At 55.6% G+C, this 17275-nt stretch carries 17 protein-coding genes and 1 pseudogene; 7 read left to right on the forward strand and 11 right to left on the reverse strand.

Annotated features, from left to right (window positions below):
- Window positions 1-27 precede the first annotated feature (27 nt).
- Together JQU52_RS12520 and JQU52_RS12525 are read right to left on the reverse strand one after the other, a co-directional pair.
- Window positions 28-858, reverse strand: a complete 831-nt coding sequence (locus JQU52_RS12520) for a J domain-containing protein (RefSeq protein WP_230338804.1) — start codon at window positions 856-858, stop codon at window positions 28-30.
- A gap of 180 nt (window positions 859-1038) precedes the next feature.
- On the reverse strand, window positions 1039-2193 hold the full coding sequence (locus JQU52_RS12525) for a trans-sulfuration enzyme family protein (protein ID WP_230338805.1): 1155 nt from the start codon (window positions 2191-2193) through the stop codon (window positions 1039-1041).
- 266 nt (window positions 2194-2459) lie between these two features.
- On the opposite strand from JQU52_RS12525, the gene folE2 reads away from it, so the two are divergent.
- Complete coding sequence (gene folE2 / locus JQU52_RS12530; protein ID WP_230338806.1) at window positions 2460-3233, forward strand: GTP cyclohydrolase FolE2; 774 nt, start codon at window positions 2460-2462, stop codon at window positions 3231-3233.
- Window positions 3234-3789: 556 nt separating this feature from the next.
- Window positions 3790-4017, forward strand: coding sequence for a hypothetical protein (locus tag JQU52_RS12535; RefSeq protein ID WP_230338807.1), 228 nt, complete (start codon window positions 3790-3792; stop codon window positions 4015-4017).
- 139 nt (window positions 4018-4156) lie between these two features.
- On the opposite strand, the gene JQU52_RS12540 is transcribed toward JQU52_RS12535, so the two are convergent.
- Window positions 4157-5077: an AraC family transcriptional regulator gene (locus JQU52_RS12540; protein WP_230338808.1), complete on the reverse strand. Its 921-nt coding sequence runs from the start codon at window positions 5075-5077 to the stop codon at window positions 4157-4159.
- A 107-nt stretch (window positions 5078-5184) separates the two neighbouring features.
- Between JQU52_RS12540 and JQU52_RS12545 the strand changes: the two genes are divergently transcribed.
- The 3 genes from JQU52_RS12545 to JQU52_RS12555 all read left to right on the forward strand — a co-directional run bounded on the left by JQU52_RS12545 (window position 5185) and on the right by JQU52_RS12555 (window position 6813).
- Entirely contained in the window at window positions 5185-5523 is a 339-nt protein-coding gene (locus JQU52_RS12545) for a carboxymuconolactone decarboxylase family protein (RefSeq protein ID WP_230338809.1), read from the forward strand.
- 129 nt (window positions 5524-5652) lie between these two features.
- The gene (gene rclC / locus JQU52_RS12550) at window positions 5653-6237 is read left to right on the forward strand and encodes a reactive chlorine resistance membrane protein RclC (protein ID WP_230338810.1); all 585 of its coding nucleotides are present in this window, start codon (window positions 5653-5655) and stop codon (window positions 6235-6237) included.
- Window positions 6238-6324: 87 nt separating this feature from the next.
- On the forward strand, window positions 6325-6813 hold the full coding sequence (locus JQU52_RS12555; protein WP_230338811.1) for a DUF302 domain-containing protein: 489 nt from the start codon (window positions 6325-6327) through the stop codon (window positions 6811-6813).
- A gap of 416 nt (window positions 6814-7229) precedes the next feature.
- On the opposite strand, the gene JQU52_RS12560 is transcribed toward JQU52_RS12555, so the two are convergent.
- Window positions 7230-7433 carry a YbdD/YjiX family protein gene (locus JQU52_RS12560; RefSeq protein ID WP_230338812.1) on the reverse strand — a complete coding sequence of 68 codons (204 nt, stop codon included), beginning with the start codon at window positions 7431-7433 and terminating at the stop codon, window positions 7230-7232.
- On the reverse strand, window positions 7426-9513 hold the full coding sequence (locus tag JQU52_RS12565) for a carbon starvation CstA family protein (RefSeq protein ID WP_230338813.1): 2088 nt from the start codon (window positions 9511-9513) through the stop codon (window positions 7426-7428). The genes JQU52_RS12560 and JQU52_RS12565 overlap by 8 nt, the downstream gene beginning before the upstream one ends.
- Window positions 9514-9866: 353 nt before the next feature.
- Here JQU52_RS12565 and JQU52_RS12570 point away from each other — a divergent pair, with 353 nt between their 5' ends.
- Together JQU52_RS12570 and recX are read left to right on the forward strand one after the other, a co-directional pair.
- Window positions 9867-10580 carry a phosphoglycolate phosphatase gene (locus JQU52_RS12570; RefSeq protein ID WP_230338814.1) on the forward strand — a complete coding sequence of 238 codons (714 nt, stop codon included), beginning with the start codon at window positions 9867-9869 and terminating at the stop codon, window positions 10578-10580.
- Between the two features lies 1 nt (window position 10581).
- On the forward strand, window positions 10582-11034 hold the full coding sequence (gene recX / locus JQU52_RS12575) for a recombination regulator RecX (protein ID WP_230338815.1): 453 nt from the start codon (window positions 10582-10584) through the stop codon (window positions 11032-11034).
- 483 nt (window positions 11035-11517) lie between these two features.
- Here recX and JQU52_RS12580 read toward each other — a convergent pair whose 3' ends face one another.
- The 6 genes and pseudogenes from JQU52_RS12580 to JQU52_RS12605 form a co-directional block, all read right to left on the reverse strand.
- Window positions 11518-11775, reverse strand: coding sequence for a hypothetical protein (locus JQU52_RS12580; protein WP_230338816.1), 258 nt, complete (start codon window positions 11773-11775; stop codon window positions 11518-11520).
- Window positions 11776-11818: 43 nt separating this feature from the next.
- Entirely contained in the window at window positions 11819-14092 is a 2274-nt protein-coding gene (locus JQU52_RS12585) for a DNA internalization-related competence protein ComEC/Rec2 (protein ID WP_230338817.1), read from the reverse strand.
- Between the two features lie 176 nt (window positions 14093-14268).
- Window positions 14269-14603, reverse strand: a pseudogene (locus JQU52_RS12590) (transposase).
- A 20-nt stretch (window positions 14604-14623) separates the two neighbouring features.
- Entirely contained in the window at window positions 14624-14836 is a 213-nt protein-coding gene (locus JQU52_RS12595; RefSeq protein WP_230338818.1) for a hypothetical protein, read from the reverse strand.
- Entirely contained in the window at window positions 14820-15272 is a 453-nt protein-coding gene (locus JQU52_RS12600) for an IS110 family transposase (protein WP_230338819.1), read from the reverse strand. Before JQU52_RS12600 ends, JQU52_RS12595 begins: the two co-directional genes overlap by 17 nt.
- 993 nt (window positions 15273-16265) lie before the next feature.
- Entirely contained in the window at window positions 16266-17252 is a 987-nt protein-coding gene (locus JQU52_RS12605) for a nucleoside hydrolase (protein ID WP_230338820.1), read from the reverse strand.
- Between the last annotated feature and the right edge of the window lie 23 nt (window positions 17253-17275).

The raw sequence follows: 17275 nt of genomic DNA on the forward strand, positions 1-17275 counted from the left end.
CCATTGGTTTATGAGCGTTATTTCGTGTTACAGCTTAACGTCAATCTGGCGGTATTGACCGCTGCGTTCGGTGTTTTCAATCAGCCACGGCGCGCTGATTTGCCATTCGCCGTTGTCTACGCGCCGGTAGTGCAGGCTGAAGTCGCCATCGCCCACTTGGGTAACGCTAAAGCGCTCGCCCGCAGGAATGTAAAACGAGCGGATGGCGGTGAGTTTGCCGCCGCGCAATTCATATAATTGGGCGAAAATGCCGCTGTTCAAGCCGCTGTTGTCTACCTCCACCACATTGCGGCCGCGCTGGCGCAGCACCGGATAGCCGGCCACATAGCCTTTGGCGGCAGGCAAGGCTTGGCCGTTGGGGGCAGTGGCGCTAAGGCTGGTGCTAATCGCGGGCGCTGCAGGGGTAGCTTGTGCCTGCCACCACCACCAGCCGGCCACCGGCAGCAATACCACCAGCGCCATGCCCAGCCATTGCCGCCACGCGTGCAGTGCATATTTGGCCGGGCGGGTGGGGCGCACGGCTTCGCGCTGGCGCTGATAAGCCGCCACCGCCTGCTGCCGATGTTGCAATTGCGCTTGGCGCTGGCTGGCGCTGTGCTGCTGCCGTTGCGCTTGTGCCTGCAGCGCCAAGCGCTGTTGCTCGGCAATCCAGATATCGTGGGCGCGGCGTTGTTGCGGGTCGGACAGCACCGCATACGATTGGTTGATGATGCTCATGATGCGGTGCGCATCGGCATTGTCGGGGTTGCGATCCGGGTGGTGCTTTTGCGACAAGGCACGGTAGGCGGCGCGAATCACTTCGTCGCTGGCGTCGGCGGTGACTTTTAAATTGTCGTAATGGGTGTGCAGGCGTTTCATCGGTAAATCAAGCTTTCAGGCAGCCGTATATCCAATTTAAACAGTAAGATAACAAGGCGGCGAGCCGCAGGCAGTGCATCTAGTACGAAACAGATTTTGTTGGTGCTTTAGCGCCTTACAAAATCGTTCGCTTTGCGCTAAGGCAAGCCAACGCAGTTAGGTTATTGTTTAGATTGGGTATTAGCACACGGTATTCAGGGCTTGGTTAATATCGGCCCAAATGTCTTCGATGTCTTCGATGCCGGTGGAAAAGCGCAGCAGGCCTTCGCGGATGCCCAATTGCGCTTTTAAGGCGCGGCTCATGCCGCTGTGCGACTGGCTGGCGCTGTGGTTGACCAGGCTTTCCACGCCGCCCAAGCTGGAGGCCATTTGCACCAATTGCAGATTTTTAATCACGCTGTTGGCCGCGGCGCGGCTGTCTTGGCGCAAATACACCGACACCACGCCGCCAAAGCCGCGCATTTGCCGCTGTGCCAGCGCGTGGTGTTCGTGTTCGGGCAAGCCGGGGTAAAACACTTTTTCAATCGCCGGATGCGCTTGCAGGCGCTGCGCCAGAATGGCGGCGTTATACTGATGGCGGTCCATGCGCACGGCCAGGGTTTTGATGCCGCGCAACACCAAGGCGCAATCCATCGGCCCGGCTACGGCGCCGGTGTTCATCAACATGGTGCGCAAGGGTGCGGCCACGGCTTCGTCTTTCACTGCGGCCACGCCCATCAGCACATCGGAATGGCCGCACAGGTATTTGGTGGCCGAATGAAACACAATATCACAGCCCAAATCGAGCGGATTTTGCAGGTACGGGGTGGCAAAGGTGTTGTCCAGCCCCACCAATACGCCGTGTGCTTTGGCTTTTTGGGTGAGCGCGGCAATGTCTACCAGCCGCAGCAACGGGTTGCTCGGCGTTTCCAGCCACAGCATTTTCACCGGCTGCGCCGCCAAAACGGCATCGAGGTTTTCAGGCAGCGTTAAATCGGCAAAAATCACCTTAATGCCCCATTGCGCATACACTTCGGTGAGCAAATCATAAGCACCGCCGTAAATATCGGCCACCGCCACAATGGTGTCGCCCGGGCGCAGAAAGGTGCGCCAAATGGTGTCAATCCCCGCCATGCCGCTGGCAAACGCAAAACCGGCCACGCCGTGTTCCAGCGCGGCTATGGTGTCTTCCAGCGTTTTGCGGGTGGGGTTGGCCACGCGCGAATAGCGGTAGGGAATGTCTTCGCCGATTTCATGCATACAAAACATGCTGTTTTGGTAGATGGGCGGCATAATGGCGCGGTTGTGCTGGTTGTGGTCGTAGCTGGTGTGGATGGCTTCGGTGGCGAATTTCATGGCACGCTCTCTTGTGCAAGTGGGCATAGTGCGCAATTCTAGCATGTGCCGCCGTTTTTCAGGCAGCCGCTGTTATCAAGCAAAGCCCATCGGCTGCATAGCCACAATCAATTCCGACTAATTTGCTCGGGCTTTTGCCATACCGTATAATTGCGCCCTTGCCGCCGGCGTTTCACTTGAATTTATTGCAGCGGCACCTATTTTATACACCCTGCCTGCCGGATGGCCTGCCAGGCTTAATTGAATTACCCAAGGAACCGCACCGCATGAATGCCATTGCCGACGTGCAAAGCAGCCCCGACCAGCGCAATATGCCCATCAACCAAGTAGGCATTAAAGACTTGCGTTTTCCCGTTGCCATCCAGTCTGACGACGGCACCCAGCACACCGTGGCGCGGCTCACCATGACGGTTTATCTGCCGCCGGAGCAAAAAGGCACCCATATGTCGCGCTTTGTGGCGCTGATGGAGCAGCAAACCGAGCCACTCAGCTTTACCCGCTTGCGCGCGCTTACCGAAGAAATGGTGGCGCTGCTGGAATCGCATTCCGGCAAAATCAGCGTAAAATTCCCCTACTTCCGCCTCAAAACCGCGCCCATTTCCGGCATCCGCAGCACGCTGGACTACGATGTGGAATTGAGCGGCGAAATCAAACAAGGCTGCTATTGCCACCGCTTGCAAGTGCTGGTGCCGGTAACCAGCCTCTGCCCGTGCAGCAAGGAAATTTCCCAATACGGCGCCCACAACCAGCGCTCGCACGTTACCGTGTCGTTAAGCTGCAACAGCGAAGTAAGTATTGAAGAAGTGATTGATTTGGTGGAAGCGCAGGCTTCGTGCCAGCTCTACGGCCTACTCAAGCGCCCGGACGAAAAATACGTTACCGAGCGCGCCTACGACAACCCCAAATTTGTGGAAGACATGGTGCGCGACATCGCCACCGCTTTACAAGCCGACCCGCGCGTGGGCGCGTTTCGGGTGGAAAGTGAAAATTTCGAATCCATCCACAACCATTCGGCTTGGGCGGTGATTGAGCAGCCTTAAATCGTCTGTGTTTCTGTCCATTCAAACGCCTGCCGTGCACTGTTGCATGGCAGGCGTTTGGTTTAGCGAGGTGCCAAGGCTTGCAGACAGCTTTGGTACCTAAAAGCCTGCTCACCATCTTGTTGATGCTGCTTTCAGCACATAAACAAACGTATGCGGCGTTAACCATGCATAGCCAAAGCGGGCCTTGGCTGTGCTTTTTGCCTTGCCCGTGCCGCTTTCTGCACTAAAAATCCGCTACAAAAAATCGTCAACAGGCTCTAGGGCCTGTTCACATTTCATCGCGTGGCCCTATTTTGGCTTAAAAGCCCGCCTTCTGCGTTGAAAATGCGCGCAAGGTGTTCAACTTTGCTGTGCTTTTCGCCTTGAACGCAGACTTTTCTACTCAAAATCTGCTGCACGGCTAAAATGTGAACAGACCCTAAAAAGACTTTTACACAATCCTACATCGGCACTAAGTTTGGCCTAAGTTTGCAGGTTTATTCTGCACCCAACAAAACCACTGCGGTTTTGCTTTAACCCCCAACCGATTTAATACCGTTTTAGGAGACTGACCATGAAAAAATTGACCGCCGCACTACTGGCTGCTGCTTTGGGCATGACTTCCGTTGCTTCTTTTGCCGCCGGCACCAGCACCACACCGGCACCCGCCGCCAAACCGGCTGCTACCGCCCCGGCCGCCAGCAAAGCCAAACCAGCTGCCAAAGCCGAAGTCAAAAAAGACACTGCCAAAGCCAAAAAAGAAGTGAAAAAAGCAACTAAAAAAGCCGAAGCCAAAAAATAATCCGCTTATCCGGCCCAACAAACAGCCGCCCGCATGCATTGCGGGCGGCTGTTTGTTGGTGTTGATGCAAACCCCTTTATTTCAAGCCGCCGTAGGTCAACGCCACCCGCATCTTACCACCCGCTCCTATCCCAATCCCTCAACCCTCTTCAGGCAGCCCCAGCCGGTATTGGCGCGGTGTTTGCCGGTATTGCTGCTTAAACACCCGCGCAAAATGCGTTTCCGACTGAAAACCGGCGGCCAAGGCAATATGCACAATGCTGTCGCTGCGTTGGCGCAAATACACCGCCGCTTGGCGCAAACGGGTTTGCATCACAAATTGGTGCGGGCTTTGCCCCAAGGCTGCCTGAAACACGCGCATAAATTGTGCGCGCGACAAATGCACCTGCGCGGCCATATTGTCTACCGTCCACACCTGCGCCGGTTCGGCCATCACCGCCGCCAGCAAAGGGCGCAAGCGTGCGTCTTGCCGTGCCCTCAACACGCCCGGTGGCGGATTTTGCCACTGCGGCTGCTGCCAGCAATGGCGAATCAACCACGCCAGCAAGGTGAGCGACAAACCGTTAATCACACTGGCCGCGCCTTCGCTGTGTTCATCGGCCAACGCCGCCTCCATCTGCAATAAATCCACCCACGCCCGCAGCTGCGGCAATTGCTGCCACGGCACCACCACCAAAGGCGGCCAGCCTTCCAGCAAACCGCTGTGCGGCTGGTAGTCGAAATGGCCGCACAACATGCCCATGTCTTCACGCCCCTCGGCATTGCTGCCCAGCGTCCACGCGCCTTTTCGGCACATTTGCAGCGGCGCGGCTTCGCCTTGGCCGTTAAAGTCGCAAATACTGTGCGCCATCCCTTGCGGTAAAAACACCAAATCACCGGCATACAGGCGCTGCGGCGCGGCATCGGCACGCGCCAATACGCCGGTGCCAGACAACACAATATGCACATAAGCCCGCCCGGGCGCGGCCGGATTATGCAAATGCCAACGCCCGCGCACCAAGCATTGCATATTGATGGCCGCCGACACCTGCGCGTATTCCAATAGTTTGTCTAAAATCATAAAACCCGCCCAAAATGCGCTTTTAGTGAAAAGAAATGAGCTTATCAGATAATTATTACCCAGAAAAGCGGCGCAGAATACACCCCATCAACACAAGGAGTGTCATCATGTTTTTAGACTGGAAACAACACGCGCTGATGGTGAAAAAAGCCTTTGGCAAACTGGGCGGCCAACACCCCAAAATGCTGCAAGCCTATCAGGCTTTGGGACAAGCAGCCGAAGCCGAAGCGCTCGACGCCAAAACCCGCGAGCTGATTTCGCTGGCCGTGGCGGTAACCACCCGCTGCGAAAGCTGCATCAGCGTGCATGCCGAAGCGGCGGTTAAAGCCGGCGCCACCAACAGCGAAGTGGCCGGTGCCTTGGCCACCGCCATTGCCTTAAATGCCGGAGCCGCCTACACCTATTCACTGCGGGCAATGGAAGCAGTAGAAGCCCAGCGCAGTTAAGCCCAGGCAGGCCGTGCGAGGAAACACGGCCTGCACTTTATTCAATTCAAAAATAATAAACCAAGCAAACACCACATTAAGCCGGAAAGAAATGCTTTTTCAACTGCGGACATACAGAAAGGATCTGCAATGCACTTCTATCGCGACTTAATCAACAAAATCGCCAACTCCGAACAACTGGGGGTACACCTGTGCCGCATCGCCATTGCGGTGGTGTTTTTATGGATAGGCTGGCTCAAGTTTATCCCCTACGAAGCCGACAGCATCGTGCCGTTTGTGGCCAACAGCCCGTTTATGTCGTGGCTGTATAACGACCCGGCCAATTATCTGCAATACATGAACCACGAAGGCGCCCTCATGCCCGCGCACCGCTTATGGCACGAAGCCAACAACACCTACGGCTATTCCAACGGCTTAGGCGTAGTGGAAATTGCCTTTGCTTTATTGCTGCTGTCGCACTATATTTCGCCCAAGGCCGGGTTTGTGGGCGCACTGCTGTGCTTTTTAACCCCGTTTGTCACCTACACCTTTTTAATCTTCACCCCCGAAACCTGGGTGCACGGCGCCGATGCCCACACCGGCTTTCCCTACCTTTCCGGCGCCGGGCGGCTGGTATTGAAAGACATCATGATGCTGGCCTGCGGCTTTGTGGCCATGGTGGATTCGGCCAAAGTGATTCGCAAACAGGGATTGCGTAGCCCTAAAGCGGCTTAATATTTAAGCCATCAACCTTTCAGGCAGCCTTGGTCTACCCATCCAAGGCTACCTGAAATCTTTTCATCACCAGCCCCAGGAGACAATATGAATTTAACCCACCTGCGCCGCAGCTTGGCCATCGCCGGCTTAGCCGCCCTGCCCTTCACCTTTGCCCATGCCGAAAGCGCCCAACCCGCCATGATTACCCTTGCCAGCAGCCAAAATGTCGACACCACCGTGGCCAACTTAAGCCAAGCCTTTACTGCCCGCGGCATGACCATCTTCACCGTAATCGACCACCAAGCCGCCGCCCGCGCCGCCGGCCTAGATATGCAGGTCGCCAAAGTGATTGTGTACGGCACCCCCAAAGCCGGTACCCTGCTGATGCAAAAAGACCCCCACTTCGCCCTGAAGCTGCCGCTGAAAGTATTGGTTACCGAAAACCAGCAAGGGCAAACCGAAGTGGTGTTTGAAAGCACCCGCCAGCTACTGCAAAACAGCAACATCACACCAGCCGAAGTACAAAACACCTTGGCTCAGGCAGAAAAGCTGATTGCCAACACAGTAAACGCAGCCAACCAGCCGGCCAATTGATATTGCGCCCTACACTATTGAATTGAGGCTGCCTGAAACTCTTTATTCAGGCAGCATTTTCTTTTCCGGCGTAAATACCATAATCAACTGTAGGCCGGGCAGTGATGCCCGACACATGACCGTTGTATAGTGAAATGCATAACAAAGTGCTACGGCGTTGCTGCGCCTTAGCGCGATGCGAACGATTTTGTAAGGCGCTAAAGCGCCAACAAAAATCTGTTCCGTACGTGTGTACTGTCTGCGGCTTCGCGGCTTGTATCACTTTATTCTTCATTTCACTCTATATGAGCCGATTTTCATTTCAATAGATTTGAAAATGGCTTGTTTTTTATGCATACCATCATTAGGCTGCCTGAAACCCAAAACAGGCCGGATTGCAATTCCAATCCGGCCTGTTTGATTAAACACCTCAAGTTTCAACAGCAGCGCGAGCCTTTGCCTGCGCAGCGGCGTTTATGGCAGTAATCCAGAAATTGGCGCTGGGTCATCACCGGCGCATGCGGATTATGGCGGCGCTGTTGTGCCACATAGTTATCATAATCGGGGATGCCCACCATCAGGCTGCCGGTTTGGCGCAGCAGCCCCAGATAATGGCGGATACGCGGCCATAATTTAGCCATGGGCGCCCCCTTTGCTGATTACCGGCGCCACTTCATCACGGTAAACGGGCGGGGTTTCACGTGCGGTGGCAAAGCCGGTTTTGCGCGCTTTGAGCGCCACTTTCAGGCCGAACACCGCCACGGTGACCACCACCACCAAAAACAGCCCGGCTAGGGTAGCGTTGATGTGGTCATTAAACACAATTTGCTGCATTTGGGCGATGTTTTTGGCCGGTGCCAGCACTTCGTTATTGGCAATGGCGGCCTGGTATTTGTTGGCGTGCGCCAAAAAGCCGATGGCCGGTTTGCTGTGGAAGATTTTTTGCAGCCCGGCGGTAACGGTCACCAGCAGCAAGCCTAAGGCCGGTACCAGCGCCACCCACACATAGCGATCGCGCTTCATTTTCACCAACACCACCGCTACGGTAATCAGCGCCACGCCCGCCAGCATCTGGTTGCCGATGCCAAACAGCGGCCACAGCGAATTGATGCCGCCCAAGGGATCGGTAACACCCACGTAAAGGAAATAGCCCCACAGCGCCACCGCCAAAAAGGTGCCGATTAAATTGGCGGGCAGCGATTCGGTATTGGCAAAGGGTTTGATAAAAATGCCCACCAAATCCTGAATCATAAAGCGGCACACACGCGTGCCCGCGTCCACGGCGGTGAGGATAAACAGCGCTTCAAACAACAGGGCAAAGTGATACCAAAAGGCCATCATGGTTTTGCCGCCGATAAACTGGTGCATGATGTGCGCCATGCCCACCGCCAGCGTGGGCGCACCGCCCGCGCGCGACAGAATGGTGTTTTCGCCCACATCCACCGCCATCTGATTAATCGCATCCGGGCTAACCGCAAAGCCCATTTGCGTAATCACCTGGGCGGCGTGGTTCACATCGGTGCTCAACAGCGCCGCCGGGCTGTTCATGGCAAAATAAATGCCCGGATCCAGCGTGGCGGCGGCGGCCAGCGCCATAATCGCTACAAAGCTTTCCATCAGCATGCCGCCGTAGCCGATCATGCGCACATCGGTTTCGTTGGCAATCATTTTCGGGGTGGTGCCCGAAGAAATCAGCGCATGGAAGCCGGAAACGGCACCGCAGGCAATGGTGATAAACAGAAACGGAAACAGATTGCCGGAAAACACCGGCCCTGTGCCGTCCACAAACTTGGTTACCGCCGGCATTTGCAGCGCCGGACCCACCACCAAAATACCCACCGCCAGCGCCACAATGGTGCCGATTTTCAAAAAGGTAGACAAATAATCGCGCGGGGTGAGCAACAGCCACACCGGCAGCACTGCGGCTATAAAGCCGTAAATAATCAGCGCCCAGGTGAGCTGTACGCCGGTAAGGGTAAACATCGGCGCCCAAGCGCTTTGCGCCACCATGCCGCCGAAATGAATCGCCGCCATCAGCAACACAAAGCCCACCACCGAAATTTCACCGATTTTGCCGGGGCGGATATAGCGGCTGTAGATGCCCATAAACAGCGCAATCGGAATGGTCATGGCAATGGTAAACGTGCCCCAGGGGCTGTTGGTGAGCGCTTTCACCACAATCAGCGCCAGCACCGCCAGAATAATCACCATAATCATCAAAATACCGATGGAAGCGATGATGCCGGGCACGGTGCCCATCTCTTGCTTGATGATGTCGCCCAGCGATTTGCCGTCGCGGCGCATGGAGATAAACAGCACCAGCATGTCTTGCACCGCACCGGCAAACACCACGCCGAAAATAATCCACAAAGTGCCGGGCAAATAGCCCATTTGCGCCGCCAGCACCGGCCCCACTAAAGGGCCGGCTCCGGCAATGGCGGCAAAATGATGGCCGAACAGCACACCCTTGTGTGTGGGCACATAGTCTAAGCCGTCGTTGTGGCGCTCGGCCGGGGTCATGCGCCGCGCCTCTAGCTGCATCACGTTTTTGGCAATATAGAGGCTGTAAAAACGGTAGGCGATGGCATACACCGATACCGCAGCGGTAATCATCCATACCGCATTCACCGTTTCACCACGGTTCAGCGCCAGCGTGGTAAACGCCGCCACGCCGGTAAGCACCACCAGCGCCCACAGCAGCCAAGTTTTGATTTGTTGCATGATTGGTTTACTCCGCAAAAGTCAGAGAATATAAATTTCAGGCAGCCTTACACAACATTACCTTTGTTAAAACTGCTAAAAGGGATTTATAAGAACATTACACCGCAACGTCAATCCCGCCCGCAGGGCAAAAAAGCCAAGACCATCAATCTTATAATAAAAAACTTGGGTAAATTTCAAACCCCTGTTTTCACAGCAATTTTGTGCAATGCAACATCAAAATAAGCCTAATTTAACCCATCGGCAGCCATGTTTTGCCAATGGCGGCCAACAGCCGCCAACACACCACAATATACCGCCAGCCTCGTGTCGCAATGGTACAATCGCCCCCAATATTCCTTTGAAAGCCACCCATGAACCCACCCGCCCTCACCTGGCAACAAATCCACGCCATCGCCTTTGATTTAGATGGCACTTTGGTTGATTCCATCGCCGATTTGGCCGCCGCCGCCAACGCCATGCGCACCGAGCTGGGCTTGCCGCCGCTGCCGCAAGACACCGTGGCCGGCTATGTGGGCGACGGCGTGGCCACTTTGGTACACCGCTCCCTCACCGACACGCCCAGCAGCCAAGCCGATGATGCACTGTGGCAGCAAGGCTTTGTGGCGTTTGTACGCTACTACCGCGACCATCTGGCCGTACACACCCGCGCCTATCCGCAAGTGGAAACTGCGCTGAAGCTGTTTAAAAAACACAATCTGCCGCTGGCCGTGGTCACCAATAAAAACGAAGTGCTGGCCGTGGCGCTGTTGCAGCAACTGAGTTTGCTCGATTATTTCAGTTTGGTTATCGGCGGCGACACGCTGCCTGAAAAAAAACCGTCGCCCCAGCCCTTGCTGCATTGCGCCGAAGTGTTGGGCGTGGCGGCGGAAAACCTATTGATGGTGGGCGATTCGGCCAACGACATCCTCGCCGCCCACGCCGCCGGCTGCCCCAGTGTGGGTGTTAACTGGGGCTATGCCGATATGGACGCGCTGTGGCAAAACCCGGCCACCCGCCCCAACTTGGTGATTGGCAGCCTGCCGGAAATCTACGACCGCCTCTACCCCAAAGACCCGGTGCACTAATATGAAACCCCAGCCCGACTTGCGCCAGCGTGCATTGGCCATTCTGGCACGGCGCGAAATCAGCCGCGCCGAGCTGGCGCAAAAATTACAGCAACTCAGCGACAACCACGCCGAAATCAACGCCCTGCTGGATGAGCTGGCCGAGCGCCATTGGCAGTCCGACACCCGCTATGCCGAAGCCTACATCAACAGCAAAGCCCGCAGCCACGGCAACCTGCGCCTGCAACAGGCCTTGGCCGCCAAAGGCGTGGACGCCGACACCATCCGCCAACACCTGCCCGATGCCGACACCCAACAGCAAGCGGCCATCGCCGTATTGCACAAAAAATTCAGCCACACCCCCGCCGATATGGCCGAAAAACACAAACAAATGCGTTTTCTGGCTTATCGCGGCTTTGATATGCACACCATTCAGGCAGCCTTGAAGCAGGCTTGGGCAGAAGAAGACGAATAAACGGCATTGTTTTCATCAACACCCGCAAACGAAACATTGCGGGCGGGCATTAAGCCCGCCCCTATAAATGATTCCATCAATGTGCTATCACATCCGTCGCACCTGCGCAGGCAGGTGCCCAGCTCAAAGCAGCGCTTTGACTCTACAAAGCCCTGTACTCTGTTCCTACAACTGAAGCCGTGCTTCAGACTAGACACCTGCCTGCGCAGGTGCGACACATCTTTTAAGGCTACCTGAAACGTAAAACCGTCATTGCCGAACTTGATTCGGCAATCCATTGGCACACAAAGCAAAACGAAGTGATACCAATTCTATAAAATAACCTAACTGCGTTGGCTCGCCTTGCCGTACTACTTGTACTGTCTTCAGCTCGCCGCCTTGTTATCTTATTTTATAGAATTGGTATGAGTTATTTTAAAAAGTGCTGTGGTTTTTATGCGTTTCCTTATCGTTTTACTTTGCGCTTCATGGCCGCGCGGCCACTTACTTTTTTTGCTTCGCCAAAATAAGTAAGCAAAAAAAGGCGACCCCGGTTGTAGGTTTGCTGCGCAAACTTCCCTCATCTCCACGAATTTTAGCGGCGGGTGTGAACTCGCTGCGCTCAAACATAGCGCACCCTTCTCCCGCTAAAATCCGCTCCGATTCGGCTGCGCCAGGGGATGGGCTGAACGGATTTTTCGTTTCAAGTAGCTTAAACAAAATAACTTGTAAATGGCTGCGCTTTAATTTATACGAGCGCATATCTTCAGTTATTTAATTTCTTTGCTATATATTTCAGGCAGCCTCAATCATCTCCACCCCGCAACGGCTTGCGCTGCCAAAACGGCACCCGTGGCCGCAGCGGTTGCCACTGCAAAGGCTGCCCTTCTGCCAGCAACACACTGGCACCGCCCTGATTATCGGTGCGATACAGCGCCACCTGCCGCAGCGCCAGCAAATCCACCACTTGCGGATGCGGGTGCCGGTAGGCATTGGCAAAGCCGCTGGAAGCCACCGCCCACTCCGGCCTCACCCGGCGCAAAAATGCAGGCGAGCTGGACGTGCGGCTGCCGTGGTGCCCCAATATCAACACGTGGCTAAACACATCTTCACCGTATTCGGCCAGCAATGCCGCTTCACCGCGCACGCCCAAATCACCGGTGAGCAGCAGCGCCTTATCCCCGGCCACCACCCGCAAAACACAGCTATGGTCGTTGTCGCCCAAGGGCGAAGCCACCGGCAGGGTGAGAAACTCAAACCACACGCCGTCCCACATCCAATTCAGCCCGCCCGCACACCAATCCGCATCGGCATAGGCTTGCGGCTGCCCGGCAAACACCCGCTGCGGCTTGAGTGCCTGCCGCAATGCCGCCGCGCCGCCATCGTGATCCGCATCCTGGTGCGACAACACCAACACATCCAAGCCACGCACGCCCTGAGCACGCAAATTGGGCAGCAGCTGCATTTCCGTGGCGGCGGCGGTGCCGGTGTCAAACAGCAAATGGCGCTGCCGCGTTTGCACCGACACCGCCAAGCCCTGCCCTACATCCCACACCGTGATTTTGGCCGTGTTCGCCGGTAATAAAGGCTGCCTGAAACCCAACAGCATCAGTAAACACAAGCACGCCCACGGCCGTAAACCCACACCGCGCGGCAACAACAGCACCAACACCGCCACCGCACCCAGCACCACCACTGGCCACGGTGGCTGCGCCGGGGCATACACCGGCGCATATTCGCCCAGCCACATCAGCGCCCGCAGCGTATATTCGGCCAGCGCCGCCATCCACATCAACGGCGCCTGCCATGGCAACAGCAAGCCCAGCAAAGCCAGCGGCACCAGCAGCCATGAAAACCACGGAATCGCCACGGCATTCACCAGCGGGCTGAGCAAAGGCACCGTGCCGAAAAAATACGCCACCAGCACCAGCGAAGCCAAAGCCGCCGCCCATTGCGCCCGCAACGCCGTGCGCCAAGCCCGCCAACGCAGCCCGCGCTCGGCCACGCGGCCACTGCCCGCCCACAATAACGCCGCCACCAAACCAAACGACAGCCAAAACCCCGGTGCCAAAGCCGATAAAGGATCAAACAGCAACACCAAAGCCAGCGCCGCCCACCAAACCTGCCACGGCGTTTGATGGCGCTGCCGCCACCAGCCCCAAGCCAACACCAACAGCATCAACAGCGCCCGCTGCGTGGGCACCGCAAACCCGGCCAGCGCCGCATAAAACAAAGCCGCCGCCACCCCCGCCGCCAGCCACCACAGCTTGGGCTGCGCCGGTTGCCACGGCAGCCAGCGCAATGTCCAACGCATCAGCCAGCCCGCCCACAGCGCCACCAAGCCGATATGCAAACCGGAAATGCTTACTAAATGGTTGATGCCCAAAGGGCGAAACGCTTGCCACGCAGCCTGCGGTAACGCCGCTTGCTCACCTAAACTCAGCGCCCGCATCAAAGCCACGCCCAAAGGATAATCCGCTGCCGTGGCCTGCCAGCGCACACTCAAGCCCGCACGGTAGCGCTGCCAAGCAATCGCCGCTGTGGCGCTTTCAGGCAGCCTTTCGCGCATTTGGCCGATACTGCCCACGCCCTGAATCCCATTGGCCAGCGCCCACGCTTCGCGGTTAAAACCCACCGCATTCACTTCGCCCACCATCGGCCGCACCCGCACACCCACTTGCCAACGGCTGCCCAGCGGCCATTCCCGATTGCGATAGTCCGACAGCTGCAAACGGTAGCGCTGGCCATTTTCGGTGTAAGCCAGCGCCTCAAAACGCACCCGCCGCTCGTCTTGCTGCGGCGGCGTGGCCACCGTAATCACCAGCGGTGCGGCCTGCTGCGGCACCACCAACGGCCACTGCTGCGCCAGCGCCAACTCGGCACGCCACACCCCGTAAGCGCAGCCCAATAATACCGCCAACATCCAGCCCAGCCACGGCTGCCGCCACCAAGCCCACAGCAACACACACAATAAAGCCGCCGCCAGCCAATACACCGCGCCGCCAAACGGCAAAGCCAGAGACAACAACACCCCCACTACCCAGCAGGGCAGCCACGGCAAAATAAACACTTTTGGCATGGGCGCACTCCGCGAAATAATGGGGGTGACACAAATTGGCGGTTAGATACCGATTAGTAAAACCAAGGCTACCTGAAACTGATTTGATGCATTAATTTAAGCCTAGCAATGGCGGTTTTCCCTTTCAGGCAGCCTAGAGCGGCTCAATATATGCTCAGTAGATACCATCTCTCGCATCAAGCCGCAATGGTTATTTTGGCCTGATATTCGCATTGGTGCTTCAACACACCAAAGCAAATCTGTACCAAGCGGCGCATCGCTGCGCCGATGGTCTGCATTTCCGTTTTGTTTCTGGCTTTCAGTCTGCGGTAATGCGCGTTAATATCCGGATTCCACGTTTTTGCAACCACCGCAGCCATATACAACTTAGCTCGTATGACCGAACTGCCCCGCTTGGAAAGCATGGCTTTGCCTTTGTGTTTGCCGGATTCCCGTTTTTCGGCACCAATCCCAAATAGGCAGCCATTTGCGAGGCGGAGGTAAAATGTTTGCTATGATAGAGCGCAACCATGCGCAATGAAACCACTTCACCTACACCGGGTATGCTGCGCAGTAAAGCACGGTCTTTTTCAAATCAGGATGCCGGTCAATATGTTGTTCGATTTCCTGTGTGATGGTGCTAATCTGCTGCTTCAAATTGGTCTGCATGGTGCTGATGGACTGGCTGACCGCTTCGGGAACAGCGCTGAATCCGGCTTTCTCCATGCGGTTGTCTTCACGCTGCAGATCAGCTTTGCAGCGCATCTAGACGGGCTAGTAGTGCGTTGAGCCGCTTGATGTGGGGTGCAGCAGGCTGCCATTGGCGTACTTTGTGGTGCATGAGGCGGTCAATACCGGCTCTGGCCAGTGACTGGCTATCAGCCTTATCGGTTTTGTGCAAGCTGTCGTATTTGGCATAATGGGCACTGTCGGCAGGATTAAGCAGATAAACGGCGATGCCTTTGTTATGCAGGTACTCTGCCAATGCTTCGTGGTAAACGCCGGTGGCTTCCATGAAAATTTTGAGTAGGCTTAAGTCTTCACCGATGTTTTTATACAGCCATTCTGTCAGTTGGTTAAAGCCTTGGAGGTGGTTTGGCAATGCTTTGGTTTTGATTTTACTGCTGCCAATGTCGCGGATAAGAGCACAATCTAATTTGTTTTTGCTGATGTCGATGCCCAATACTTGGAAGTTCATCATAATCTATCCTTATTTATGCAGTGTCTTGCGGGCGCTGCCGCGCACTGGATACCATTCAGATTGTAGGATGAGGTGTATGGCAGTGTTATCTACATTTCAGTGTCGGGCACTTGGGTCGGATACAGTTTGCTGCCATACGGGGCGGGAATAATACGCGTTTTACTCACCGCTTGAGAGATACAAGGTCGGATTCTTGAATCCGACATTTTGCCGCATTGGCCAAAAAACATCTACATCTTAATTCTTTGAACCATTGCCGGATTCAAGAATCCGACCTACGGCGTTACAAACCGAAGCACCGTCGCACCCGCGCAGGCGGGTGCCCAGTGCAAAGCAACGCTTTGCTGATGGCTCATTTTCAGAACACTAAAATTCAAGCCATCATTTTCACTATTTCCTGCTTGAGTTTCACTTTGAATCCACAGCCACTGAAGTGATGCTTCAAACTGGGCTCCTGCCTACACAGGAGCGACAAACATGACGAATATTAGTATCTTGAAGTTACGCAGCTGTGTATCAAGGCTGCCTGAAAAGTAAAACCGTCATTGCCGAACTTGATTCGGCAATCCATTGGCAGGGAAAGATTAAATTCAACTATTTTTTTAAAATCAATGATATTACTGCTGTTTCTGTATTACTACTGTGTCGGTTTATTTTCACCATGGATTGCCGAATCAAGTTCGGCAATGACGCATTCGATGGTTTCAGACAGATACCTAGTTCAAAGCATCGCTTTGATTTTAGAAAGTCGGGTTGCTTTTTAAAACCAGCTGATAACTGCATTAAATGCAGCCGCCGCGATATGCTGTAAAGCTGAAGCTTTGCTTCAGACTGGGCACCTGCCTTCGCAGGTGCGACGGACGCTGTAATACAAGGGTTTCAGGCGGCTTTGAAACATTGGATGCGTAACTTCAGTTAGTATTATCAATGCTCTGCCGACCAATGCTTAAATCCGTAGGGTGCGCCCCGCGCACCACATCTATCAATACCCCATCAAGGCAATTGCAACATACTCTGCCTCAGCTCATCAAACAAAGCATCGGCATCCACCTCGGTTACCCAATGCACATTCGGCGCTTTGCCCGTAGTACCCCACCAATCCACCACACTGACGCCCATGGTGAGCTCGCTTTGGGTTTCCACCGCCACATAGCAGTCTTTGCCGCCAAACAAATGCGGAAACACCGCGCAGGCAATGGCGCACGGGTCATGCAAAGGGCCGCCTTCCAGGCCGAATTTTTGCGTGTCGTAGCGCTCGTAGCTGTGCAAAATATCCGCCAGCCGCGCGCCGTTTTCAGTGCCGGTTTGGCGCAGCGCATTCATGCGCGGGGTGGTGATGCAGGCCTTGTGCGTAACATCCAGCGGCAGCGCCGTAATCGGCACGCCGCTGTTCAGCACCATCGCCGCGGCGTGTGGGTCGACATAAAAATTAAATTCCGCCGCCGGGGTGATGTTGCCTGCCTCGAAATAAGCGCCGCCCATCAGCACAATGCGCGCAATACCGCGCGCGCAATCGGGTGCCAAGGCCAAGGCTTGGGCAATATTGGTGAGCGGGCCAATGGGGCACAGCGTAATGCTGCCCGGCTCGGCATGGCGCAAGGTATCGATGAGAAACGCCACCGCATGTGCCGGCTGCAAAGGCGTGCGCGGCTCGTGCAGCGCCACGCCGTCCAGCCCGGTTTTGCCATGCACTTCTTCCGCGGTTACCAATTCGCGCAGCAAAGGCTTGGTGGCACCGGCATACACCGGAAAATCCGCCTCATCCGCCCAATCGCAAATAATGCGTGCGTTTTTGCTGGTGTGGTGCAAGCCCACATTGCCCGCCACTGCGGTGATGGCGATAAAATCCACCAGCCCGCGCCTAGCCAAGCCGTGCGCCATCAAAATCGCCGCCGCATCGTCTTGGCCGGGGTCGGTGTCGATAATCAGTTTGATTTTGGAAAATGAATTGGGATGGGATTCAGCAGTGTTTGCACGCATTTCAGGCAGCCTTTAATCAAAAT

The sequence above is a fragment of the Paralysiella testudinis genome, from assembly GCF_016894345.1.
Lineage (GTDB): Bacteria > Pseudomonadota > Gammaproteobacteria > Burkholderiales > Neisseriaceae > Paralysiella > Paralysiella testudinis.

Excerpts from the sequence above, each read along its gene's own strand:
- JQU52_RS12520 (WP_230338804.1), bottom strand. The coding sequence starts at position 858 with ATGAAACGCCTGCACACCCATTACGACAATTTAAAAGTCACCGCCGAC.
- JQU52_RS12525 (WP_230338805.1), bottom strand. The coding sequence starts at position 2,193 with ATGAAATTCGCCACCGAAGCCATCCACACCAGCTACGACCACAACCAG.
- folE2 (WP_230338806.1), top strand. The coding sequence starts at position 2,460 with ATGAATGCCATTGCCGACGTGCAAAGCAGCCCCGACCAGCGCAATATG.
- JQU52_RS12535 (WP_230338807.1), top strand. The coding sequence starts at position 3,790 with ATGAAAAAATTGACCGCCGCACTACTGGCTGCTGCTTTGGGCATGACT.
- JQU52_RS12540 (WP_230338808.1), bottom strand. The coding sequence starts at position 5,077 with ATGATTTTAGACAAACTATTGGAATACGCGCAGGTGTCGGCGGCCATC.
- JQU52_RS12545 (WP_230338809.1), top strand. The coding sequence starts at position 5,185 with ATGTTTTTAGACTGGAAACAACACGCGCTGATGGTGAAAAAAGCCTTT.
- rclC (WP_230338810.1), top strand. The coding sequence starts at position 5,653 with ATGCACTTCTATCGCGACTTAATCAACAAAATCGCCAACTCCGAACAA.
- JQU52_RS12555 (WP_230338811.1), top strand. The coding sequence starts at position 6,325 with ATGAATTTAACCCACCTGCGCCGCAGCTTGGCCATCGCCGGCTTAGCC.
- JQU52_RS12560 (WP_230338812.1), bottom strand. The coding sequence starts at position 7,433 with ATGGCTAAATTATGGCCGCGTATCCGCCATTATCTGGGGCTGCTGCGC.
- JQU52_RS12565 (WP_230338813.1), bottom strand. The coding sequence starts at position 9,513 with ATGCAACAAATCAAAACTTGGCTGCTGTGGGCGCTGGTGGTGCTTACC.
- JQU52_RS12570 (WP_230338814.1), top strand. The coding sequence starts at position 9,867 with ATGAACCCACCCGCCCTCACCTGGCAACAAATCCACGCCATCGCCTTT.
- recX (WP_230338815.1), top strand. The coding sequence starts at position 10,582 with ATGAAACCCCAGCCCGACTTGCGCCAGCGTGCATTGGCCATTCTGGCA.
- JQU52_RS12580 (WP_230338816.1), bottom strand. The coding sequence starts at position 11,775 with ATGCGCTCGTATAAATTAAAGCGCAGCCATTTACAAGTTATTTTGTTT.
- JQU52_RS12585 (WP_230338817.1), bottom strand. The coding sequence starts at position 14,092 with ATGCCAAAAGTGTTTATTTTGCCGTGGCTGCCCTGCTGGGTAGTGGGG.
- JQU52_RS12595 (WP_230338818.1), bottom strand. The coding sequence starts at position 14,836 with ATGCGCTGCAAAGCTGATCTGCAGCGTGAAGACAACCGCATGGAGAAA.
- JQU52_RS12600 (WP_230338819.1), bottom strand. The coding sequence starts at position 15,272 with ATGATGAACTTCCAAGTATTGGGCATCGACATCAGCAAAAACAAATTA.
- JQU52_RS12605 (WP_230338820.1), bottom strand. The coding sequence starts at position 17,252 with ATGCGTGCAAACACTGCTGAATCCCATCCCAATTCATTTTCCAAAATC.